At 69.5% G+C, this 21,398-nt stretch carries 19 protein-coding genes; 11 read left to right on the forward strand and 8 right to left on the reverse strand.

Annotated elements, in window-relative coordinates:
• The first annotated feature begins 228 nt into the window (after positions 1-228).
• Positions 229-669, forward strand: coding sequence for a hypothetical protein (locus F8178_RS02230; RefSeq protein WP_317492891.1), 441 nt, complete (start codon positions 229-231; stop codon positions 667-669).
• A 1-nt stretch (position 670) separates the two neighbouring features.
• Here the strand turns inward: F8178_RS02230 and F8178_RS02235 are convergent, their stop codons facing one another.
• A complete protein-coding gene (locus tag F8178_RS02235) occupies positions 671-1,285 on the reverse strand; it encodes a nitroreductase family protein (protein WP_317492892.1) in 615 nt (204 codons plus the stop codon).
• A 164-nt stretch (positions 1,286-1,449) separates the two neighbouring features.
• Here F8178_RS02235 and F8178_RS02240 point away from each other — a divergent pair, with 164 nt between their 5' ends.
• Genes F8178_RS02240 through F8178_RS02250 form a run of 3 tightly spaced genes read left to right on the forward strand, consistent with a single transcriptional unit; the run spans position 1,450 to position 4,319 of the window.
• The gene (locus tag F8178_RS02240) at positions 1,450-2,715 is read left to right on the forward strand and encodes an aspartate kinase (protein WP_317492893.1); all 1,266 of its coding nucleotides are present in this window, start codon (positions 1,450-1,452) and stop codon (positions 2,713-2,715) included.
• On the forward strand, positions 2,715-3,755 hold the full coding sequence (locus F8178_RS02245; RefSeq protein ID WP_317492894.1) for an aspartate-semialdehyde dehydrogenase: 1,041 nt from the start codon (positions 2,715-2,717) through the stop codon (positions 3,753-3,755). The genes F8178_RS02240 and F8178_RS02245 overlap by 1 nt, the downstream gene beginning before the upstream one ends.
• A 45-nt stretch (positions 3,756-3,800) precedes the next feature.
• Complete coding sequence (locus F8178_RS02250) at positions 3,801-4,319, forward strand: N-acetyltransferase (RefSeq protein WP_317492895.1); 519 nt, start codon at positions 3,801-3,803, stop codon at positions 4,317-4,319.
• Here the strand turns inward: F8178_RS02250 and F8178_RS02255 are convergent.
• Entirely contained in the window at positions 4,303-5,511 is a 1,209-nt protein-coding gene (locus tag F8178_RS02255) for an MFS transporter (protein WP_317492896.1), read from the reverse strand. The two genes, F8178_RS02250 and F8178_RS02255, sit on opposite strands and share 17 nt — an antisense overlap.
• A gap of 114 nt (positions 5,512-5,625) precedes the next feature.
• Between F8178_RS02255 and F8178_RS02260 the strand changes: the two genes are divergently transcribed.
• Positions 5,626-6,816, forward strand: a complete 1,191-nt coding sequence (locus tag F8178_RS02260) for an RtcB family protein (protein ID WP_317492897.1) — start codon at positions 5,626-5,628, stop codon at positions 6,814-6,816.
• A 30-nt stretch (positions 6,817-6,846) separates the two neighbouring features.
• Here F8178_RS02260 and F8178_RS02265 read toward each other — a convergent pair whose 3' ends face one another.
• Both F8178_RS02265 and F8178_RS02270 read right to left on the reverse strand, forming a co-directional pair.
• Positions 6,847-7,743, reverse strand: a complete 897-nt coding sequence (locus F8178_RS02265; RefSeq protein ID WP_317492898.1) for a DUF2797 domain-containing protein — start codon at positions 7,741-7,743, stop codon at positions 6,847-6,849.
• A 6-nt stretch (positions 7,744-7,749) separates the two neighbouring features.
• Entirely contained in the window at positions 7,750-9,030 is a 1,281-nt protein-coding gene (locus F8178_RS02270) for an alpha/beta fold hydrolase (protein ID WP_317492899.1), read from the reverse strand.
• 89 nt (positions 9,031-9,119) lie between these two features.
• Between F8178_RS02270 and F8178_RS02275 the strand changes: the two genes are divergently transcribed.
• Positions 9,120-9,689, forward strand: a complete 570-nt coding sequence (locus F8178_RS02275; protein WP_317492900.1) for a hypothetical protein — start codon at positions 9,120-9,122, stop codon at positions 9,687-9,689.
• 112 nt (positions 9,690-9,801) lie between these two features.
• Here the strand turns inward: F8178_RS02275 and F8178_RS02280 are convergent, their stop codons facing one another.
• On the reverse strand, positions 9,802-10,872 hold the full coding sequence (locus tag F8178_RS02280; protein ID WP_317492901.1) for an alpha/beta hydrolase: 1,071 nt from the start codon (positions 10,870-10,872) through the stop codon (positions 9,802-9,804).
• 164 nt (positions 10,873-11,036) lie between these two features.
• Here F8178_RS02280 and F8178_RS02285 point away from each other — a divergent pair, with 164 nt between their 5' ends.
• From F8178_RS02285 to F8178_RS02300, 4 genes are all read left to right on the forward strand, one after another.
• Positions 11,037-11,591 carry an NADPH-dependent FMN reductase gene (locus F8178_RS02285; protein ID WP_317492902.1) on the forward strand — a complete coding sequence of 185 codons (555 nt, stop codon included), beginning with the start codon at positions 11,037-11,039 and terminating at the stop codon, positions 11,589-11,591.
• A gap of 134 nt (positions 11,592-11,725) precedes the next feature.
• Entirely contained in the window at positions 11,726-12,673 is a 948-nt protein-coding gene (locus tag F8178_RS02290; protein WP_317492903.1) for a gluconate 2-dehydrogenase subunit 3 family protein, read from the forward strand.
• Positions 12,663-14,369: a GMC family oxidoreductase gene (locus tag F8178_RS02295; RefSeq protein WP_317492904.1), complete on the forward strand. Its 1,707-nt coding sequence runs from the start codon at positions 12,663-12,665 to the stop codon at positions 14,367-14,369. Before F8178_RS02290 ends, F8178_RS02295 begins: the two co-directional genes overlap by 11 nt.
• 25 nt (positions 14,370-14,394) lie before the next feature.
• A complete protein-coding gene (locus F8178_RS02300; protein ID WP_317492905.1) occupies positions 14,395-15,291 on the forward strand; it encodes a ThuA domain-containing protein in 897 nt (298 codons plus the stop codon).
• Here the strand turns inward: F8178_RS02300 and F8178_RS02305 are convergent.
• The 3 genes from F8178_RS02305 to F8178_RS02315 form a co-directional block, all read right to left on the reverse strand.
• A complete protein-coding gene (locus tag F8178_RS02305; RefSeq protein ID WP_317492906.1) occupies positions 15,279-15,878 on the reverse strand; it encodes an NAD(P)H-dependent oxidoreductase in 600 nt (199 codons plus the stop codon). The two genes, F8178_RS02300 and F8178_RS02305, sit on opposite strands and share 13 nt — an antisense overlap.
• A gap of 73 nt (positions 15,879-15,951) precedes the next feature.
• On the reverse strand, positions 15,952-16,404 hold the full coding sequence (locus F8178_RS02310) for a VOC family protein (protein ID WP_317492907.1): 453 nt from the start codon (positions 16,402-16,404) through the stop codon (positions 15,952-15,954).
• Between the two features lie 73 nt (positions 16,405-16,477).
• The gene (locus F8178_RS02315; protein WP_317492908.1) at positions 16,478-19,741 is read right to left on the reverse strand and encodes an AAA family ATPase; all 3,264 of its coding nucleotides are present in this window, start codon (positions 19,739-19,741) and stop codon (positions 16,478-16,480) included.
• Between the two features lie 115 nt (positions 19,742-19,856).
• Between F8178_RS02315 and F8178_RS02320 the strand changes: the two genes are divergently transcribed.
• Positions 19,857-21,398, forward strand: coding sequence for an MFS transporter (locus F8178_RS02320; RefSeq protein WP_317492909.1), 1,542 nt, complete (start codon positions 19,857-19,859; stop codon positions 21,396-21,398).

A 21,398-nucleotide genomic window follows, 5' to 3' on the forward strand; every position in this document is an offset into this window, starting at 1 on the left:
CCCGCGACGGGGAGCCGGTCTATCGGGCCCCGTCGCGGCAGCGAAGCAGGAGAACGAGCGCCATCGCCTCTTAGCGTAACCCGGACGGTGTGGCGATGCCTAGGTGGGGCGCGGGTGCCGGAACGCGGGCGCGGTAGCGGCTTGTGCGTGTCAACATTGTTATCGGTGTAAACCGCGCAACCTTACGTGCCAGTAGCGATATTTCCGCTGGCATGCCAAACTCCCCTTATGGCAGAGCACCCCAAGGATGATCCACCCGAGGGCAGCGACGAGACACGTGCCATGCCGCAGGCAGGGGGCTCGCCCGAGCAGGGCGCCCAGCCGCGGTCGCGGGCCGCGCGCAGGAAGCCTGCTGTGGATTGGCGCGCCGTTAAGGACCAGTTCGTCGGCGTGCTCGCCGGGTTGGTCCGGTGGGTCGGCCTGGTCTTCGCGGTGCTGCTGGTGCTGCACATCGTCTTCACCGTCGCCGATGCCAACCCGGACAACACGATCGTCGACTTCGTGACGGGGATCGCGCCGTCGCTGACCCTCGGCTTCGAGGAGATGTTCACTTTCGACGAGCGCAACACCGAGGTTCTGGTGAACTTCGGCATCGCGGCGGTCTTCTGGTTGATCATCTCCTCGGTCGGTTCGAACCTGATCCGCAGACTCGGTGGGACCAGCATGTAGCTCACGGGCGGTCGGGCGCGAACGCGGGCTCACCCCACGCGCCGAAGGCCATCTTCGTGAGCGGCAGGCGGCTACGCGGTGCCCGCTCGCGCTCGATCAGGCTGTCCTCGTCCAGCACCTCAGGGGCTGCCTGTAGCCCGACCGCGATCGCCACCAGCGGCCGGGCGTGCGGCGGGAGCGAGAACGCTGCCCGCGCGGCATCGGCGTCGAAGCCAGCCATCTGGTGGGCGGCGAGCCCGCTCACCGTGGCCTGCAACACCAGGTTCTCGGTGGCCAACCCGGCGCTGTACTCGGCGTACGGGATCGTCCCCTTGGTGTTCTCGGTCACGGCCACAGCCAGCAGCAGCACGGCGGCACGCTTGGCCCAGTCGGCGTTGCGCTCGGTGAGCGTGCGCAGGATCGTGCCGTACACCGCATCCCCTCGCCTGCCGACCAGGTAACGGGCGGGCTGGGTGTTGCCGAACGACGGTGCCCAGCGGGCGGCTTCCAGCAGGGCGCGTAGTCGCGTTTCGCCTACGGCCGCGTCGGGGTCGAACGCGCGCGGGCTCCAGCGCCTCGCGATCGGTTCGTGTACGGGGACGCTGGTGGTTGCTGGCTTGTCGATGGGCTCGGACATACCGGAAGGTTATGCTGGAGACTCGGGTCGGCTGGAGTGGCGGTTGCCACACGGAGTGACCGCGCCGGTGGCGGGGGACTGTACCCTGGTCCGCAAGTGTGTACTCGCGCTTGCCCGTTCCGGGCGAGGCGTATTGAGGAGCGTGAAAGCAGGGTGAAGGCGCTGTGGCGCTCGTAGTCCAGAAGTACGGTGGTTCGTCGCTGGAGAGCGCCGATCGCATCAAGAGCGTCGCGGAGCGGATCGTCGAGACCAAGAAGGCCGGTCACGATGTCGTCGTTGTCTGCTCCGCCATGGGTGATACCACCGATGAGCTGCTCGACCTGGCGCAGCAGGTGAATCCTTCGCCACCGGAGCGTGAGATGGACATGCTGCTCACCGCCGGGGAGCGCATCTCGAACGCGCTGGTGGCCATGGCGATCAGCGCGCAGGGAGCCGAGGCGTGGTCGTTCACGGGCTCACAGGCGGGGGTCGTGACCACCTCGGCGCACGGCAACGCGCGGATCCTGGACGTGACCCCGAGCCGTGTCACCGAGGCGCTCGCCGAGGGGTATGTCGCGCTCGTCGCGGGCTTTCAGGGTGTCGCGCAGGACACCAAGGACATCACCACGCTTGGGCGGGGTGGCTCGGACACCACGGCGGTGGCGCTCGCAGCGGCGCTGCATGCCGACGAGTGCGAGATCTACTCGGACGTCGACGGTGTCTACACGGCCGACCCGCGCATCGTGAGCAACGCGCGCAAGATCGACACCATCCCGTACGAGGAGATGCTGGAGCTGGCCGCTACCGGGTCGAAGATCCTGCACTTGCGGTCGGTGGAGTACGCGCGCCGTTACGGTGTCCCGCTCCGCGTCCGCTCGTCGTACAGCAGCAAGCCCGGCACGCTGGTCGCCGGGTCGATCGAGGAGATTCCCGTGGAACAAGCGCTGATCACCGGCGTTTCGCACGACACGTCAGAAGCGAAGATCACGGTTACCGACGTGCCCGACTATGAGGGCGCCGCGGCCAAGATCTTCCGCGCGGTGGCCGACGCCGAGATCGATATCGACATGGTGCTGCAGAACGTCTCACGCACCTCGTCGGGCGTCACCGACATCACCTTCACGATGTCCAAGAACAACACCCAGGCCGCGGTGGATGCGCTGGAGAAGGTGCGCGAGGACACCGGTTTCGATGCGGTGTTGTGTGACGAGCACGTCGGGAAGGTGTCGCTGGTCGGTGCCGGGATGCGTTCCCATCCCGGCGTGGCTGCGACGTTCTGCGAGGCGCTCGCCGGAGCCGGGGTGAACATCGAAATCATCAACACTTCAGAGATCCGGATCTCGGTGCTGATCCGCGATTCCGATGTGAACGCTGCCGTGGCCGCACTGCACGAAGCTTTTGACCTCGGCGGTGACGAGGAAGCCGTTGTCTACGCGGGGAGTGGTCGGTGATGGCTGGCGGGCTGCGAGTCGGGATCGTCGGCGCGACCGGACAGGTCGGCGCGGTGATACGAGAGATCCTTGCCGAGCGGGAATTCCCCGCGGAGTCGGTGCGCTACTTCGCGTCGTCGCGCTCGGCGGGCACCACGCTGCCGTGGCGTGACTCCGAGGTGACGGTGGAGGATGTCGAGACAGCCGATCCGTCCGGATTGGACGTAGCGCTGTTCTCCGCGGGTGGTGCCACCTCGAAGGCGCAGGCGCCGCGGTTCGCAGAGGCCGGGGTGACGGTGATCGACAATTCCTCGGCGTGGCGGCTCGACCCCGAGGTGCCGCTGGTCGTCAGCGAGGTCAACCCGCAGGCGGTGAAGGAGGCCCGCAAGGGCATCATCGCGAATCCCAACTGCACAACCATGGCCGCGATGCCGGTGCTCAAGCCGCTGCACGACGAGGCTGGGCTGCGGCGGCTTGTCGCCAGCACCTACCAGGCGGTCTCGGGCAGTGGTCTCGCAGGCGTGCGCGAGCTGGGTGAGCAGCTGCGGGCCGCGGGGGACCGGGCGCAACAGCTCACCCACGACGGTGGCGCGGTGTCGCTCGGCGAGCCGGAGAAGTACGCGCGGCCGATCGCGTTCAACGTGCTCGCGATGGCGGGTTCGATCGTCGACGACGGTTCGGGCGAGACCGACGAGGAGCAGAAGCTCCGCAACGAGAGCCGCAAGATCCTTACCATCCCGGACCTGCGTGTTTCCGGGACCTGCGTGCGTGTCCCGGTCTTTACGGGGCACTCGCTGTCGATCAATGCCGAGTTCGCCCGGTCGATCACGCCCGAGCGAGCGGCGGAGCTGCTGTCCTCGGCGCCCGGTGTGTCGCTGGCGGACATCCCCACGCCGCTGGAGGCCGCGGGCAAGGACCCCAGCTTCGTCGGCAGGATCCGCCAGGATTCCAGTGTGGATGACCGCAAGGGGCTGGTGCTGTTCCTGAGCAACGACAACCTGCGCAAGGGCGCGGCGTTGAACACGGTGCAGATCGCCGAGCTGGTGGCCGAGACGCGGTAGTAATTCCGTTGCCGCGGCGGAGACGTTCCGGCATGCTCGATTGTCATGTTCGTGCGCAGGGAGATCGCCGGGGATGCCGTCGCGATCCGGGAGGTGCACGCCTCCGCGTTCGCGGTTCCCGGTCGGGATAGTGACCCCGGCGAGGTATGGCTGGTCGACACGCTACGCGGCAGTGATGCCTGGATCCCGGAGCTCTCGCTGGTGGCGGTCGAGTGCGGCGAGGTCACCGGCCATGTCCTCGGCAGCCGCGCGGAGGTGGGCGACCTTCGCGCGATCGGCCTCGGCCCGCTCGGGGTCCGCTCCGGGAGTCAGCGTGGCGGTGTCGGTAGTGCGTTGATGCACGCAGTGCTGGGCGCGGCCGATGCGATGGGCGAGCCGCTGGTCGGATTGCTCGGTGATCACGGCTACTATCGCCGGTTCGGCTTCGCCCCCGCCGGGGAGTTCGGCATCGACGCGCCGGACCCGACGTTCGGTGATCACTTCCAGGTCCGTGCCCTGACCACCTATGACCCGTCGACCCGGGGCGTGTTCCGGTACGCATCGCCGTTCATGCGGCTGTCGTAGCGGGCGCAGGCTCCGCTGCCGCACGTTCCGGTTCGAGGCGGCCGATGACCAGTGCCACGGCCATGATGACGAGACCACCCGCCCCTGCGGTGACGAAGCCCCATGCGCCCGAGGAGTGGTCGATCACGAAGCCCACGACGGGGGAGCCGATCGCGAGGCCGACGCGGGTCGAGGCGTCGAGTAGCCCCATCGCTTCCCCGCGTACCTCGGCGGGGGCGAGCTTGCTCACCAGCTCGGTTCCTGCGGCCAGGGTCGGTGCGCATGCCAGGTTGGTGGGGATCAGCGCGAGTGCGAGCAGCCACCACGGTTCGGTGACCAGCGCTACGGGGATCACCAGTACCGCGAGCAGTGCCATGAGTGACGGCTGGGAGAGCGAACGCCGGGCTGCGCCGTGCGTCAGGCCGCCGACCAGCGATGCGAGGCACATCACCACGATGACGGCGCTGGTCCACGCGACCTGGCCCTGCTCGCGGAGGGCTGCCAGCGCGGCGAGCTCGGTGCCCACCAGCACGAACAGCGCCCCGACGGCGATCAGCAGCGTGCGCACCAGCCGCGGCCGCAGCCAGCTGCGCAGCGGCGGCCGCTCGGCCTTGCGCAACGGCACGGTGTCGCTCGCTCGGATGGGCGGGTTGGCCAGGTACAGGGCGGTACCGGCGAGCCCGTAGCACGTCCCGATGGCGGTCAGCGCGATCGTGCTTGACAGTTGGGTCGCCAGCAGGATCCCGGCCGCTGGGCCGAGCATGAAGGACATCTCGGCGGAGATCGAGTCCAGCGAGTAGGCGGCGCGACGCCGCTGGAACGGCACGAGCACGGCGAGGATCTGCCGTGCGACGGAGCTGGCTGGCACGGCCAGCATGCCAGCCGGAAGGGCGAGCGCCAGCAGCGCGCCGTACGCCAGGTGTGGCGCGCTGATCCAGTAGGTGGCGGAGGCGGCGGTGCAGGCGGCGATCACCGGCCGGAGGCCGTGACGGTCGAACATCCTGCCGAGGTAGGGCGCGGCCAGCGCCGTCCCGAGCGTGGTCATCATGCCGACCAGGCCCGCTGCGCCGTAGCCCATACCGAGCGTGCTGACGACGTGCAGGGTCAGCGTCACCCCCATCGCGGTCATGGGTACCCGCGCGAGGAACGTCAGCAGCAGCGAGGTCGGTACCCGGTGGTTGGCGAGCACGTATCGGTACTGCTGCAGCGGCATGCCCGCCATGAGATCGTTTCTGGTACGTCCGTGCAACTGAATTGTCGGTATGGCCACGACGGCGCGGTGCGCGGCGGGGCACACTGGGGTGGGGTCGGTACGCGAGGAGGGGATATGCACACTGTGGTGACCACGACCAGGGTGCCGATCAGGATGTGGACCGATCCGGCTACGGTTGAGCCCGCCGCCATGGGGCAGCTGTACACCATCGCCGACCTGCCGTGGACCCACGGGCTGGCGGTGATGCCGGATGTGCACCTCGGCAAGGGCGCCACGGTCGGCAGCGTGATCGCGATGCGGGACGCCGTGGCCCCCGCCGCGGTGGGTGTCGACATCGGATGCGGCATGAGCGCGGTGCGGACGTCACTGTACGCCGAGGATCTCCCAGCCGATCTCGGCAAGCTCCGCAGGCGCATCGAGGCAGCGGTGCCGGTTGGCTCTGAGTCGCATCGCAGGCCGGTGGACACCGACCGCGTCCCGGGTCTCGCGGGCTGGGCAGCGTTCTGGCGTGATTTCGACGACCTGCACCCCGGTGTGCGCCGCATGCGGGAGCGCGCCCGCGCGCAGCTGGGCACGTTGGGTGGTGGTAACCACTTCATCGAGGTGTGCCTCGAGCAGGGTGGCCAGCAGCACGGGCGGGTGTGGCTGATGCTGCACTCCGGGTCGCGGGGCATCGGCAACGAGCTGGCCAAACGCCACACCGAGATCGCTCGCGAGCTACCCCACAACGCCGACCTGCCGGATCGCGATCTCGCGGTGTTCTTGGAAGGCACGCCGCAGATGCGTGCCTACCGGCACGACCTGTTCTGGGCGCAGGACTACGCGGCGCGCAACCGCGCGGTCATGCGGTGGCTGGTGCAGGACGCCCTGTCGGCCACGGTGCCCGGGGTGGGATTCGACGAGCCGATCTCGTGCCACCACAACTATCTGGCCGAGGAGACCTACGACGGCGTTGACCTGCTGATCACCCGCAAGGGCGCGATCCGGGCCGGCGCCGCCGAGCTCGGCATCATCCCCGGCAGCATGGGCACCGGGTCGTACATCGTGCGCGGTCTCGGCAACGAGCAGGCCTTCCGATCGGCAGCTCACGGCGCCGGCCGCCGGATATCGCGTAACCAGGCACGCAAGACATACTCGGTGCGCGACCTCAAGGCACAGACCCGCGGGGTGGAGTGCCGCAAGGACGCCGCCGTTGTCGACGAACTCCCGGCGGCGTACAAGGACATTGGCACGGTCATGGCCGAGCAGTCCGACCTGGTCGAGCCCGTCACCAAGCTGGGGCAGGTGGTGTGCGTGAAGGGTTGAACACGGCTCTGCCTGCCATACGGGCCTCGCTCAGAACAGCGCGTGCTCGCCGGGGCCGCGCTGGGTGGTGCGGTACCCGGACGGTGCCTCTCCTGTGGGCTCCACCGGCCACCCGGCCAGCAGCCTGCCGCCCAGCATGGTGGGCCCGTGCGCGGTGTCGAGCACCATGTCGGTGCCGATCACCGTGATCGCGGTGCCGGACAGCACGCTCGCGGGGCGCAGCTCGGTGATGTCCGCGACGCTGCCAGGCAGGCGGTCGAGCGCGAACAGGGCGGCGTTGTCGATCGCGGCGAACGGCAACGCCGCCAGTTCCGCTGGCCACCCGCCGCACCGGATGGCCTGCTGGTAGGCCGACCACAGCTCGTCACGCCGGTCCTCGGCGGCAGGCAGGTCCCACAGGGCTGCCAGCTTGGTGGCCCGCCGCCTGCGTTCCGGAGCGATCCCGGCGGCGGCGATCGCCCGTTCGGCCGCGCGCACGACTTCGTGCGGCCCGCTTGCCAGCCAGCAGAAGGCCAGTGCGGCTTGCTCGGCGAGCCGGTCCTGGCCGCGTTGCACCGTCGTGATGCCGACCTTGAGCACGCCGGGACCGAACCAGGCGAGGTACAGGTGGAACGGGCGCGGGTCGACGACCGCGTCCCTGGCGATCGCCCTGCCGGGGTCGGTAGCGGCGCAGGCACGGCACTGCGTCTCGGTGGAGTGCGTGCGGATCCGGTTACTGTACGGGCAGCGGCGCGCGCCGTCGCGCCGGATGCCGACGCAGAACCGGGTGCCGCCCAGCCGCAGGCCGATCTCCGTCCCCCGTTCGAGCGGCGTGTGGTGCTCCTGACCACCGTCGCGTTCGGTGCAGATCAACTCCGGTGTGCCCGACCGCCACCGGATCCCACCGCACAGCCCCGGTGGAACCGCATGCAGTGAATTTGTCGACATATATTCTTATCCCTTTTTCAGGTGGCGTGTGAGGAACGCGATCTGGTCGGTGACCGCGCGTTCGAAATGCTCCCCGGTATAGATGTCGAAGTGGCCGATCGGGTAGCGCAGGATCTCCGCTCGCGGCGCGCGCCGCGCCCAGCGCACGGTGTTCTCCGCGGGGCAAAGCGTGTCGTGATCGGTGACGCACCACAGCGCCGGGCACGCTACCTTCGCGGCGTCGCGCCCCGGCCGGTAGAGCGGCAGGCGCAACGCGATCCGTGCTGCCACCTGGTTTCGCCACGTGGTCTGCGCGGGGACCAGTGCCTCCATCCCGGCCTTGGCGTCCGGGGTGGTCATCATGCCCGGCTCACCGGGATCGGCGACCGCGGGTACGTAGTGCGGTGACCCGCCGAACAGGGCGGCGAGCTGGTCGCGCAGTGCGTGGCCGCTCATCCGGAGCCCGTGCCGTACCGGGGTCGCGCGTAGCGTGGCGAGGCCGTCGGAAAACGGACACTGCGCCACGATCGCGGCGATCCGCCGGTCCTCGGCGGCAAGGGTGACCACGTGTCCCCCCGAGAACGAGGAACCGAACAGCGCGACGCGTTCCGGATCGGCCCAGTCCAGCGCGCGGGCGGCGGCGATGGCCTCACGCCAGTCGTCGAGCTGGTTGCCGATGTCGAGTAGCTGGCGGGGCTCGCCCGCGCTGGCGCCGAAGGACCGGTAGTCGAACAGCAGTACGCCGAACCCCGCCTCGGCGAACCGCTCGGCGTAGGCGTCGAGCGCGAGCTCGCGCGTGCCGGTGAAGCCGTGTGCGGCCACGACGACCGGATGCTCGCCGGAACCGTCCGGCCGGTAGAGCCATGCGGCGCAGACGGTGTCGCCGACGGTGAAGGTGAAGTCACGCACGTCCATGTCCCACATCCTCGCGGCTGCCCTCGGTGCGCCGTCAACGCCCCCGCACGTGCCGCGGCTGAGGCCTCGAGCGGGATGACACACCGAGGGGATTGCTCGGTACCTCCCAGTGTGGGGGATATCCTTGGGCTGCTCGTGCAAGCTAGGGGCGCCCTGAGTATGTGTTGGGCGGTGCGAGTATCCCCCGGTTGAGGGCATCGGGTCCGGAGACAACCGGTGTGGGTTACGGCAGGCACCACAGGGTGATAGCAGGTGGCGGTACGTCACCGAACATGACGCTGCGCCCACGGTGGTTCCGACACGGTCGAGGGGGTTGCTCATCAGATTCGGCGAAATCGGTTTCCGGGTATTCATATCGTGATCATCGCTGCGGCATTTCGTTGCGTTTCCCATGTGGTGCGTGATCGACACGGGGAGTACGCATGGAATCTGGCGGGAGCGCACACCCCGACTTTTCCGTAAGGTGCCGAGAGGAGAAACTGATGAACGGGAAAATTGCTCGTTCGATCGCGGTGGCGGCGACTGGAAGCCTATTGTTGTTCGCAGGCTCCGGGGTCGCAGCGGCGAGTGCTGTGGACAGTGCCGTCGACGGCTCGTCCGGCTCATCGAGTACGGTGAGCGCGGCCTCGCAGGTCAGCGAGGTCCACAACGAGATCGCCGAGGCAGCAGAGGCGGGCGACTTGACGGGCACCACGGCAGGTGTCGAGCGGGCCGAGGTCCTGCTGGACGAGTTCGGTACCACGGATCGGTACAACCTGTCCGACGAGGTCACCGCCCAGGCGAGGGCCGCGCAGGCTGAGGCCTCGGAGGTCGCGGCCGAGCTCGAGCAGCTCGAGGGTGCCGAACCGCGGCTGCTCGACATGCTCGGTGGCCTGGTGCAGAGCCTGTTGATGGCGCTCGTCGACCTGGTCGACGCCATTCTCGGCGGTGGATTCGACGGTGCCGATCTGCCGATCGACGAATTGCCCGAACTGCCCGATGACGACCTGGTCGACGTTCCGGACGAGGACGTGCTCGACGAAGCCGAGGATGAAGTGAACGACGAAGAATAAGTTCGGTCGTATTACCGTTCTGTGGACGAACCGGAATCCGGCGGATGAGCTCCGCCGGATTCCGGTTCGTCGTTTTCCGGTTGGGACGTGCCGCCGACCGGATGGCGGCTCGTCAGCGCTTGTCCGCCAGCATGAGGCCGGTGCGCAGCGCCCCGGCGATCTCGGTGGTGGCTTCCAGGAAGCGCCCACCCAGCCCGATGGTGTTGATGAAGCCGTGGATGAGGTCGGTCTGCCTGCTCAACGCGACCGGCACCCCCGCCTTGGCCAGCGCCGAGGCGTAGGCTTCCCCCTCGTCGCGTAGCGGGTCGAAGCCCGCGGTGGTGATGAAGGCCGGTGGTAAGCCGGACAGGTCCTGCGCCCGTAGCACCGACAGCCGGTCGTCTGCGAGGTCGGTCCCCTCGGGTATGTAATTCCGCTCGAACCAGTCGATGTCCGCGCGGGTGAGGAAGAAACCTTCCGTGAACAGCTCCCGCGACGGTGACTGCCGGGTGACGTCGGTGACGGGGTAGATCAGCACCTGAAACGCGGGCGACGGGCCGCCACGGCGGGTGGTCTGGTGGGCCACCACGGCACTGAGGTTTCCGCCCGCGCTGTCGCCGCCGACGGCGATGCGGGTCGGGTCGATCTCCAACTCCTCGGCGTGCTCGCGGGCGTAGTCGAACGCGTCGATCGCGTCGTGGACCGCGGCCGGGAACGGGTGCTCGGGGGCGAGGCGGTAGTCCACGGAAAGTACGCGCACACCGGCGTGCTTGGCCAGCAGCCGGGCGGGGTTGTCGTGACTGTCCAGGCTGCCGAGCACGTAGCCGCCGCCGTGGTAGAAGATCAGCAGGGGCGCGGGCGCCATCACCCCGCCGGGACTGTAGAGGCGCCCGCGGATGGCGCCGTCCCTTGTGGGGATATCCAGCTCCCTGGTGAGCACCGGCTGGATCGGCTGGCCAGCCGTCATCCAGGCTGAAGTGTCGAGGATGCGCCTCGCCTCGGCGAGGTCACTGCTGCCCACCAGCGAGGTTCCCGAAGCCTGCTGCAGGCGCAGCAGCAACTGGGCATCCAACGCGAGCTCCTGGCTGTCGACCCGGACGGGCTTGCCCGCGATGCGGCGGCGTGCCGGGCGGGGCAGCGAGAACACGGCCTTCAGCGTCGCTGCCTGGACATGGGGCGGTACACGCTCGGTCAGGCTCGGCATGGGACCTCCTCAGGGGCTTCCAGATACGCGCAGTATCTCATGATGGTCCCGGTGGCTCGCCCGGCGGCCAGGCGGGGTGTACCGGGACGTGGACCGGCGACACGATCCGGCGCACCGTACGGTGGTCGACGGTGGTGTGACCGCTGCTGGGAGAATGACTTGCGATGGCGATCAATGTGGTGGGTATCGGCGGGTCGTTACGGCCCGGCTCGCAGTCGGAGCGCGCGCTGCGTATCGCGCTCGCCGGGGCCGCGGATGCGGGCGCACGTACGAGCGTGATCACCGGTGACGCGCTCGTGTTGCCGTTCTACGACATCGCGATCCCCGACCGCACCCGGCAGGCCGAGCAGCTGGTCGATGCGGTCCGCGCTGCTGACGGCCTGGTGATCGCCTCACCCGGCTACCACGGGGGCATGTCCGGCCTGGTCAAGAACGCGTTGGATTACCTGGAGGATCTGGGCGGCGAGGATCGCCCCTACCTGGATGACCGTGCCGTGGGAACCGTCGCGGTGGCCTTCGGGTGGCAGGCCGCGGTGACCACGCTCGACCAGCTGCGTACCACGGTGCACGCGTTGCGCGGCTGGCCGACGCCGCTGGGCGGTGCGGTCAACTCGGTCGAGACCAAGTTCGACGAGTCGGGCGGTGCCAGCGAGCCCAAGGTGGAGGCGACGCTGCGCACCATCGGCGAGCAGGTGGTGTCGTTCGCCACGAGCCGGTGAGCCCGCGCGGCTACCCGGCTGGTTTCTGAGAGCTATTCACATTTCTAGGTGAGTCCGCTTACACTTCCCGGAACCCTTCTCCGGGTGCGCGGCGCGACTCCGGGCATCCGGCGGCGCGGCACACGGAGGTGTGGATGCTCGGTGATGACGGCAGCCTGACCAGGCGGGTGGCGTTGCGCGGTGGAGGGGTGGCCGCGCTCGCGGTGTTCCTCCCGATCGGTAGTGCCGGGCAGCCGATCGCGGTGGCTGGCGATCCGGACGCAGGGCCGCTCTTTCTGACCGAGGACGAGCTGCGGACGTTGCGGGCGGTGGTGGATCGCATCGTGCCTGCGGATCACCATGCGCGCGGTGCGGAGTGGGCGGGATGTGCCGAGGCGATCGACGGGTTGCTCGGGGCTTTCCTGACGGACCCGCCGCGGATCTTCGCGGGGGCGCCGTTCTCGGACCGGGCGGGTAGCCCGGTGAATCACTTCGCGGAGTTCCTGCCGCTGGATGCCTACGAGGAGATGGCGTGGCGGCTGCGGATCGAGGGTTCGCGCGGCAGGCCGGAGCTGGAGCGCAACGGGCCGGTGACCGGCTTGCAGACCATCTACCGGCAAGGGCTGGCCGCGCTCGACGAGCAGGTGCCCGGGCGGCGGTTCGCGGAGCTGTCGGGTCTGAAACGGGACCTGGTGTTGCGGACCTCGCGGAACCCGGCTGTGACCGAGCTGATGGAGCACGCAGTGGGACACACCATGGAGTTCACCTACGGCGCGCCGGAATACGGCGGCAACCGTGACCTGGTGGGTTGGGACTACACCGGGTACCAGGGCGATGTGCAGCCGCGCGGGTGGACGAGGGAGGAGGTCGAGCGGCGCGACGCCGACGGCGGTCCGGCACCGCCGTTGCCGGATGTGGTGCCGCGCGAGCAGCTGGTCACCGCGCTGGCGCTGGCGCATCCGGAGACCGTGCGCGGTGCGCTCGCGCGCAGCGACGGCAGGTTGAGCGCGCTACGCGGCGAGATCGGGGCGGTGGTGAGCGCGGCGGTGACGGCGACCCGGGAGGTCGCGGGCGCAGCGGGAGGGGTGACCGGTGGCCGGTGACGCGGTGGTGGTGGGTTCCGGTGCCGCAGGCAGCGTGGTGGCCTGGGAGCTGGCCAGGCAGGGATGGTCGGTGACGGTGCTGGAGCGGGGCCGACACCTGCGGCCGGGATTCGGTGACCGCCCCAGCGCTGAGCTGGGTACCCGGTACGGGAGCGACGAGATCAAGTGCCTGACACGCGACATGGGCTTCCCCGACGGGTTGCTGGAGCCCTACACCACTCGCACTCAGGCCGAGGCTCGGGAGGGGACCCCGCGTTCTGCGCAGGGCCAGCTTGGCCAGCTGGGTGCGGCCGTCGGTGGCACCACGTTGCACTACAACGCGAAGAGCCCCCGCTTCTGGCGGCAGGACTTCACCCAGCTGTCCGACCTGGGCCCGGTGGCCGGGGCGCAGGTGGCGGATTGGCCGATCGGCTACGACGAACTGGCGCCGTACTACGACGAGGTGGAGCGGCGCCTCGGGGTGCAGGGTGACTGGGCCGCTATGCCGGAACGCACCCGTGAGCAGTCGCCGCGCAGCGCGGATTTCGTGATGCCGCCGAACCCGGTGCCGTACGTGTCCTCGCTGCTCGAGCAGGGGGCCGAGCGGGTGGGCTATACCGCTTACCCGCAGCCAGCGGCAGTCAACTCGACGGGCTTCGACGGCAGGCCGGCGTGCAACTCGTGCGGGTTGTGTTCCGGGTTCGGTTGCCCGATCAACGCGCGGGGGGATGCGCTGGTGTCGTGGTTGAACCCGGCGGTGCGGTCGGGGCGCGTGCGGGTGATCGATCGCGCGTGGGTGCATCGCATCGACACCACTCGCAAGGGGCACCGTGCCACCCGGGTCCGGTACCTCGACGTATCGGGTCGCGAACGTGCCACCTCCGGTGATGTGATCGTGCTCGCCGGAAGCCCGATCAATACCGCGCGGTTGCTGCTGCTGTCGGCGAACGACGCGCACGCGGGCGGGCTCGGTAACCGTTCCGACCAGCTCGGCAGGAACATGATGTTCCACAACCTGACGCTGGCGGTGGCGGTGTTCGACCACGACGTGCACCCGCTGCGCTCGCAGACGAACGGGTTGCAGCTGGACGACCTGGTTGGCCCGTTCACCGGGTTGGAGGTGCGCGCGCTCGGCGTGCCCTACGTCAAGGGCGCGATGGTGCAGGTCGGTGGTGGGGCGCCCATCCTGGACAGCGCGGAGCTGTACGCCGGTCTCGTCGGGTACGGGCAGCCACACAAGGAGCTGATGAAGGCGGCGCTGACCTATACCCGCATCGGCGGATCGGCGCTGTGGCACGAGGACCTTCCGCAAGCAGACAACCGTGTCGACCTCGACCCCGAGGTCACGGACTTCCTCGGGCAGCCTGCCGCACGGATCACCTACAGCCCGCACCGTCATGAGCAGGCCGCGGCGCTGCTGCTCGGCCCCAGGATGCAGGCTTTCCACCAGGCAGCTCCCGGTGCGATCGCCTCGGCGTTCGTGCCGTACCCGGTGGTCTCCGACGGCGCGGTCTACAGCGCTCACCTGGCGGGCACCGCCCGCATGGGTACCGATCCGGACACCTCGGTGTGCGACCCGGCCTGCCGGGTTCACGAGCTGGCCAACCTGTACATCGCCGACGCATCGACTTTCCCCACGTTCCCCGGCTTCAACCCCACCCCGACCATCATGGCCAACGCGCTGCGGGTGGCGCGGGGTATCGCTGGCGGCAGGTGAGCGGGTCCGCAGGAGAGGAGCTGACATGCGAGACAGTGATTCCGTACAGCGCGGCAGGCGTGCCGTACTCCGCGGCTGCGGCGCGTTCGCGCTCGCACTGCCGCTGCTGGCGGTCTCCGGCGGTACGGCGGCGGGCGCGGTGCGCGGGCGCGGCGCGCGGTTCCGGGTGCTGGTCTTCTCCCGGACCACCGGCTTCCGGCACGCGTCCATTCCGGACGGAATCGCCGCGATCGAGGAGCTGGGAGCCGAGCACGGCTTCGGGGTGGATGCCACCGAGGATCCCGAGGTGTTCAGCCAGCGACAGCTGCGCGACTACGCGGCCGTCATCTTCCTCAACACCACCGGAACCGTGCTCGACACCGAAGGGCAGCGCGGCGCGTTGGAGAGTTACATCCGTGCCGGTGGTGGCTACGTCGGCGTGCACTCCGCTTCGGACACCGAGTACGAGTGGCCCTTCTACGAGCGGCTGGTCGGTGCTTACTTCCACACCCATCCGGTGCAGCAGTTCGCCCGGTTCGACAACGAGGTGCCCGATCACCCGGCCACCGGGCACCTGCCCGAGCGGTTCACCGTGTTCGACGAGTTCTACTCTTTCCGGCACAACCCGCGTCCCGACGTGCGGGTGCTGCTGACCATCGATGAGCGCACCTACCTGCCCTTCCCCAATACCAGCCACCTTCCCTTCGACGCCGACGGCGAGTTCAACGAGGATTTCCTGCCAGGCGAGAGCGGTTACATGGGCGACCATCCGATGAGCTGGTGCCACACCAATCTCGGCGGTCCCGCCTTCTACACCGCGCTCGGGCACGAGAAGTACCTGTATCGCAAGGAGTGGTTCCGCGGGCACCTGCTCGGCGGCATCCTGGTCGCCGCGAGTCAGGTGCCCGCGGACTGTGCTACCGGCCGCGGTCAGACCACATAAGGATGCGTCGCGCGGGCGGCGCGCAACGCACGTGACCACCACACCAGCTGATCCAGCATGAGCTTGGCCGCGCCGTCCACCCCTGGGGAACTCGGCCAGCCGCGCTCATCGGTGTGGTCGAGGTTGATGCTGACCCCGTCGCGGGTAGTGGTGGCGTGCAGCTCGGCGAACACCTGCCGCAGCTGCTCCACAGCGCGGATGCCCTGACCCATACCGCCGTAGGAGATGAAGGCGACCGGCTTGGCGTTCCATTCCTCGTGGAACCAGTCGATGGCGTTCTTCAGCGCGGCCGGGTAGGCGTGGTTGTACTCGGGTGTGATCACCACGAAGCCGTCCGCCGCCGCGAGCCTCCGCCCGAGCGCGGTGACCTCATCGGGAATCTCCGCCACATCGAAGTCGGGTATCACCACCGGCAGCTCGACCTCGGCGAGGTCGATCAGGTCGATGTCGATATCCGGGTGGGCCGCCGCTTGGCCGGTGAACCAGTCGGCGATCGGCTTGCCCGCCCGGCCGTGCCGCGTGCTGCCGATGATCACGCCGATGCGCAGCGGGCGGGTCGCGGTGCTGGTCTCGGTGGGTGTGGACATGTTGTCCTCCATCGCTTGTTGGGGCCCGAAGGGCCGGTGTGCGTGCGCGTTGCCGGTGTCCGGTGCTGTGGCGCTACCGATGCCCTGCCGGGACTGCCGGGACGTAGGGGGCGGTGTAGTCGTTCGCTTGAACCTCGGGATCGAAACTGTCGCGCGAGGTCTTGATCTCCATGGCGTGCCCGTTGGGGTCCCAGAAGTAGAACCCGCGGCCACCGTTGCTGTAGTAGATTTCGCCCTTCGCGGGGTCCTGCGGGTCCTGCGGGTGGCCGAAGTGATCAATCCCGGCGTCGATGACCCTGGCGAGAATGTCCTCGAAGTGGTCCTCGTCGACCCGCAGCGCCACGTGGTGGTAGCGCAGATTCGCCTCCGGCACGGTCATGTAGTCGAGGTTCGCCTCGCCCAGCTCGACGACCGCGAACGGCTCGACAACGGGTCCGGGCTCGACGCCGAGGAGGTGCGAGATCCAGTTCATGGACTCGACCTTGTCTCGTGCGGGAACGATGATGTGATCGATGTGAATAGGCATCGGTACCTCCCGGTCGTGACGTTTCACCGGGAAGGCGCGAGATCGAATCTCGCGTCGCGAGATCCAGGGGCCGCTACAGCGACCAGGAGATCTCGCGGCTGGGCTGGTACCGGCAGGTGATTCCGGTGGATACCGTCGCGCGCAGGTGCTCGGCGAGCTCGGGGTGGTGCTGGTCGAGGCGGCGGAGCGTGTCGCGGATCCTGGCGGTGACGGTCTTGCGGGCACGTTCGGTTCCGTCGCCGAGGCGGCGGGAGCGGCCCGCCAGGCCCGTGGCGGTGCGCAACTCGGTGAGCAGGGCTTCCCGTTCCTCGTCGAGAGCGGCGGCACGCGCGTCGTCGTGGCGCGCGATCGCCTGGTCGATGGCTTCACCGAGCTCGGTCAACCGGCGCCGGTACTCAGCTTTGGCCCGCTCGTCGAGCACCACGTCCGCACCGAGGCTGCGCTCGGCACGCATCGCCTCGCCGCCATCGGGGTTGACCAGCTCCGTCGCCGGGACCTCGACACCGGGACTGGCCAGCAGGGCATGCAGGTCACCTAGCCCTTTGGCATCCGGCAGGTGGGCGGTCCTGCCCGCGAAACGCAGGTTCCACACCCGCCCTTCCCGGCGGAACTCGTTGCGGTCGTCCGCGACGGGCGGCGGCGCAGCCGGGATTTCCTGCCCGTGGGGATCCGTGCCAGCACGTCCGGCGGTGAGCTTGCGAGCCGCCTCGGCCGTGGTGTGCATCCCGAGCTCGGTTGCCTCCTCGGTGACGCCTGTGATGAGGTCCGCCGCCGTGGCGGGGTCCCCTGGTCCGTCGCGCTCAAGCAGGACCATCGCCAGATGTCGTCGGGCCTCGACCGACCACGGCCGCGCGCCGAGTGCGTCGGCCGCCTGCCTGGCGGCGTCGAACCCGGCCACGGCGTCGTCCCAGCGCTGCTCGGCCGCGTCGAGCCTGGCGAGCCAGAACGCGTACGGGCCGTACACCGCACCCCCTCCCGCCACGACCACCCAGAGCTCGCGCAGCGGAGTCAGGGCCGTGCGCACCTGCTCACGCAGCCGCGATTCGCCCGTGACGATCGTGGCCTGGATCTGCGCGAGAAGCGCGATCGGCAGGAACATGCCGGGGTAGTCCTCGTGCAGGTTCGACAGCTCGTCCACCCGGTGTCGCGCGGGCTCGGCGTCCCCGCGCTGCGCGCCGGTGATGACGGCGGGCAGCAGGTTGAAATCATGGCCGGTATCGCGGTAGCGGCCAACCAGGCGGTCGGCTTCGTCGGTATCGCCCTGCGTCAACGCCAGCGCCCACCGCTGCTCCAGCCACAACCGGAAGCGATCCACCTCTTGCAGCTCCTCGCCGAGCGCGAACGCGCTGTCGATGGCGTTCTTGGCCTCGTCGAACCGGCCGAGCAACGTGGCGATCGTGCCTTTCCGGGAGAGCGCGACGAAGCGGAACCGGGGAATGCGGGACCGTTCGGCGAGTGCGGCGAAGGCGGCGTGCTCGCCTGGCGCGCGGGGATCCCCCTTTTCCAGGAGCCCGACCAGACGCAGCAGTGACCCGTGCAGCTCCAGCTCGACGTCGTCGCAGCGGCGCCCGACGGCTGCCATCTCGTCGGCGAGTGCGACGCGCTCGTCAGCCGTTCCCGGTTCCCAGATCGTGTCGTGCCTGGCGAGCAGGCTGAAGCCCAGCGCCTCGTCGTCGCCTGCCGCGCGTGCAAGCTCGACCGCGCGGGACGCCAGCTGCCGTGCGTGGTCGTTGCGTCGCGCGGCGTGGACCCGGACCCTGCTTGCCGCCGCCAGCGTCCGCACCGCGAGGGGGTCGTCGTCGGGGACGCCCGCGCCTGCGAGCCGTTCCCGTGCCTCGTCGAGCAGCTCGATCTCCCGGTGCCCGTCGGCATCCGGATCGGGCAGCCCCAGATCGTGCACCCCGAGCGCGGCCATGGCGAAGGGCCTCGGCGCGTCGAGCAGGCGGGCGCGCCGCACCACGTCCTCGAACGTCGTGCGCGCCTCGGTGAGCTCGCCCGCGCACCGCAAAGCCGTGCCCAGCTCCAGCGCGAGCTGCGCGTAGAGTTCCGGTTCGCTGTCGGGAACGAGCTCGACAGCGCGACGGTAGTGCACGGCGACCTCGTCTGCCGCCAGCCTTCCGCACGCATGCTCCGCGGCGGCCAGCAGGTGATCCCGCGCCACCTCAGGCGGGATCTCCGGCACGGCGAGGTAGGCGTGGTGCGCGAGCGTGGCGTACTGCTCCTCGCCCGGCCGCGCGGCGACGTGCTCGATGCCGTGCACGACCGCGGCATGCCACCGGCGCTTCTCGGCACCGTCCACACCGGATTGCAGAGCCTCGCGGACGAGATCGTGGACGAACGACAACCGGCCGCCGTCACCCGAGCTGACCAGCCGGGCGGAGACGGCTTGCTCGAGCAGCTCGTCGAGTTCGGGCATGCCGAGCCCGGCCGCGGCCGCGAGGACGCGCCGGTCGAACTCCCTACCGAGCAGCGCCGCCCCGCCCAGTACCCGCGCGACCTCCACCGGCAGGTGCGACAGCCGCGCGCGCAGCGCTTCCCGGATTCCCGGTGTGATGGACTCCAGCGAGTTGCCTGCCTGCCAGAGCCGCACCGCCTGCTCCACGAAGAACGGGTTCCCTCCCGTCCTGCGATGTACCTGCGCCACCACGTCGCCCGGCGGCGGCGCCGCCGACGTGCGCGCCATGAGGCGGCCGACCTCGCCCGCATCGAGCCCGGTCAATGTGATCAGGGTCGCTTTCATCAGCAGCGCACCGATCGCCTCGTGCAGCGGGTGCGCCGTGGAGTCGGTCTCCACATCCCGGTATGTGCCGATCAGCAGCAGCTTCTCGAACCAGGTGTGGCGGGCGACGAACTCGAGCAGCCTGATCGAGGCCGTGTCCGCCCAGTGCAGGTCGTCGAGCACCACCAGGACCGGCCTGCGCTGCGAGGCGGTGACCAGCGCGGTGGTGACCGCGTCCTGGATACGGAAGGCGTGCTCCCCGGCTTCGGCCCGCTCGGCTGGTTCCTCCGCCTCACCCAGCAGGTAGGACAACCCGTCCCCAGCCGCGGTGGCGATCTCCTGCCACTGCCCGGCCGGGACCGCGCGCCGGAGGTTCCGGACCACCTGCACCCACGGCCAGTAGCCGGGCGCGCTTTCCCGGTCCCATGCGGCGCCGCTGAGCAGGATCACGCCGCGCGCGCTGGCCTCCTCGGCCATCTCTGTGACCAGTGCGGTCTTGCCGATACCCGGTTCACCCGCGACCAGCACCATGCCGCCGTGACTGGTGCATGTGCGGTCGATCTCCGCCCCCAGAACAGTGCGGGGCTGGTCGCGGCCGACGAGCGGGATTGTCGTCACGGCCCGATCGCCTCCCCATGCGTGTCGATGCGCCGCGGCGCCGGATCTCGCGATGCGAGGCGAGATCTCGCGCCTGGACAGTGATGACCCCACGTTACCGGAGGTTCGAATCTCGATGACGGAGCGTACGAGCGCGGCCCACACGTCAGTGGCACACCGCGCGACCTGGCGCGAGTGGACGGGGCTGGCGGTTCTGTCGCTGCCCGTGCTGGTGCTGGCCACGGACCTGACGGTGTTGCTGCTCGCCATGCCGTCCATCACCGCGGACTTGCAGCCGGGCGCCTCGGCGATGCTGTGGATCCTGCACATCTACGGCTTCACGATCGCAGGATTCCTGATCACCATGGGCAGGCTCGGCGACCGGATCGGCAGGCGGCGGCTGTTACTGACCGGAGCAGCGGCGTTCGCCGCGCTCGTGGTGGTCGCGGCGTACTCGGTCCATCCCGCGATGCTCATCGCGGCCAGGGCACTGCTCGGTGTCGCGGGCGCCACCCTGATGCCGTCGGCTTTCGCGCTGCTGCGCAGCATGTTCCACGACGCGGGCCAGCGCCGGTTCGCGATCTCGGTGCAGATGGCGGCGTTCATGGCAGGCGCCGCGCTTGGCCCGTTGCTCGGGGGCGTGCTGCTGGAGTTCTTCTGGTGGGGCTCGGTGTTCCTGATCAACCTGCCCGCGCTGGCGCTATTGCTGGCGGTGGGGCCGTGGCTGCTGCCGGAATACCGGGACCCCGACGCGCAGCGACTCGACCTGCCCAGTGTGGGGCTTTCGCTCGGTGCGATGCTCGGTGTCATCTACGCGCTGCAGGAGGCCGTCGAGCACGGTTTCGCCGCGAGGCACCTGCTGGTGCTGGTGGCGGCGGTAGCGCTGGGGGTGGTGTTCGTGCGCCGCCAGCGACGGCTGGCCGACCCGCTGCTCGACCTGACGTTGTTCGCTCATCGCCGCTTCAGCGCCTCGCTGGGGGCGGTGCTGCTCTCCGGCTTCTCGCTGGCTGGGGCGTTCTTGTTGCTCACCCAGTACCTGCAGTGGGTGCTGGAGCTGACACCGTTGCAGGCGGGTCTGTGGACGTTGCCGTACGTGCTGGCCAGCCTCGTCGGTGCGCTGCTGGCGCCGCTGCTCGTCCGGTGGGTCCGCCACGCCTACGCGATGGCGCTGGGCATGCTCGCCTGTGTCGTCGGTGCGGCCGCTGCGGCGACGATCGGTGTGGCGGCCGGGCTGCCTGAGGTCGTGGCCTGGTTCGCGCTCGCGGGCCTAGGGCAGGGCGTCGCGATGACACTGGGCAGTGACTTGATCATCTCAACGGCGCCGGTGGAGCGAGCCGGTTCGGCCGCGGCGATGCAGGAGGTGAGCGGGGAGCTCGGCGCGGCGCTGGGCATGGCGCTGGTCGGCAGCCTCGGCGCGTTGGTGTACCGGGTCACCATGGGCCGGGTGCTCCCGGAGCAGGTGCCGGACGGGGTCGCCGAGACGGCGGAACGCACCATCGCCGGCGCAGTGGATGCCGCCGAACGGCTGCCCGGTCCAATCGCCGAGCAGGTGCTTGTGGCGGCGCGAGAGGCGTTCTCCCATGCGCTGACGAGCGCGCTGTGGATCGCAGCCTTCAGCTGCGCTGTGGTCGCTGTGCTGGTTGTCGTCACACTGCGCAGGGTGGCCGCACCGTCATGA

The sequence above is a fragment of the Haloechinothrix sp. LS1_15 genome (assembly GCF_033042135.1).
GTDB lineage: Bacteria > Actinomycetota > Actinomycetes > Mycobacteriales > Pseudonocardiaceae > Haloechinothrix.

Excerpts from the sequence above, each read along its gene's own strand:
- F8178_RS02260 (WP_317492897.1), top strand. The coding sequence starts at position 5,626 with ATGCACACTGTGGTGACCACGACCAGGGTGCCGATCAGGATGTGGACC.
- F8178_RS02265 (WP_317492898.1), bottom strand. The coding sequence starts at position 7,743 with ATGTCGACAAATTCACTGCATGCGGTTCCACCGGGGCTGTGCGGTGGG.
- F8178_RS02245 (WP_317492894.1), top strand. The coding sequence starts at position 2,715 with ATGGCTGGCGGGCTGCGAGTCGGGATCGTCGGCGCGACCGGACAGGTC.
- F8178_RS02310 (WP_317492907.1), bottom strand. The coding sequence starts at position 16,404 with ATGCCTATTCACATCGATCACATCATCGTTCCCGCACGAGACAAGGTC.
- F8178_RS02275 (WP_317492900.1), top strand. The coding sequence starts at position 9,120 with ATGAACGGGAAAATTGCTCGTTCGATCGCGGTGGCGGCGACTGGAAGC.
- F8178_RS02320 (WP_317492909.1), top strand. The coding sequence starts at position 19,857 with ATGACGGAGCGTACGAGCGCGGCCCACACGTCAGTGGCACACCGCGCG.
- F8178_RS02250 (WP_317492895.1), top strand. The coding sequence starts at position 3,801 with ATGTTCGTGCGCAGGGAGATCGCCGGGGATGCCGTCGCGATCCGGGAG.
- F8178_RS02280 (WP_317492901.1), bottom strand. The coding sequence starts at position 10,872 with ATGCCGAGCCTGACCGAGCGTGTACCGCCCCATGTCCAGGCAGCGACG.
- F8178_RS02235 (WP_317492892.1), bottom strand. The coding sequence starts at position 1,285 with ATGTCCGAGCCCATCGACAAGCCAGCAACCACCAGCGTCCCCGTACAC.
- F8178_RS02300 (WP_317492905.1), top strand. The coding sequence starts at position 14,395 with ATGCGAGACAGTGATTCCGTACAGCGCGGCAGGCGTGCCGTACTCCGC.
- F8178_RS02255 (WP_317492896.1), bottom strand. The coding sequence starts at position 5,511 with ATGCCGCTGCAGCAGTACCGATACGTGCTCGCCAACCACCGGGTACCG.
- F8178_RS02270 (WP_317492899.1), bottom strand. The coding sequence starts at position 9,030 with ATGGGAAACGCAACGAAATGCCGCAGCGATGATCACGATATGAATACC.
- F8178_RS02285 (WP_317492902.1), top strand. The coding sequence starts at position 11,037 with ATGGCGATCAATGTGGTGGGTATCGGCGGGTCGTTACGGCCCGGCTCG.
- F8178_RS02230 (WP_317492891.1), top strand. The coding sequence starts at position 229 with ATGGCAGAGCACCCCAAGGATGATCCACCCGAGGGCAGCGACGAGACA.
- F8178_RS02290 (WP_317492903.1), top strand. The coding sequence starts at position 11,726 with ATGCTCGGTGATGACGGCAGCCTGACCAGGCGGGTGGCGTTGCGCGGT.
- F8178_RS02305 (WP_317492906.1), bottom strand. The coding sequence starts at position 15,878 with ATGTCCACACCCACCGAGACCAGCACCGCGACCCGCCCGCTGCGCATC.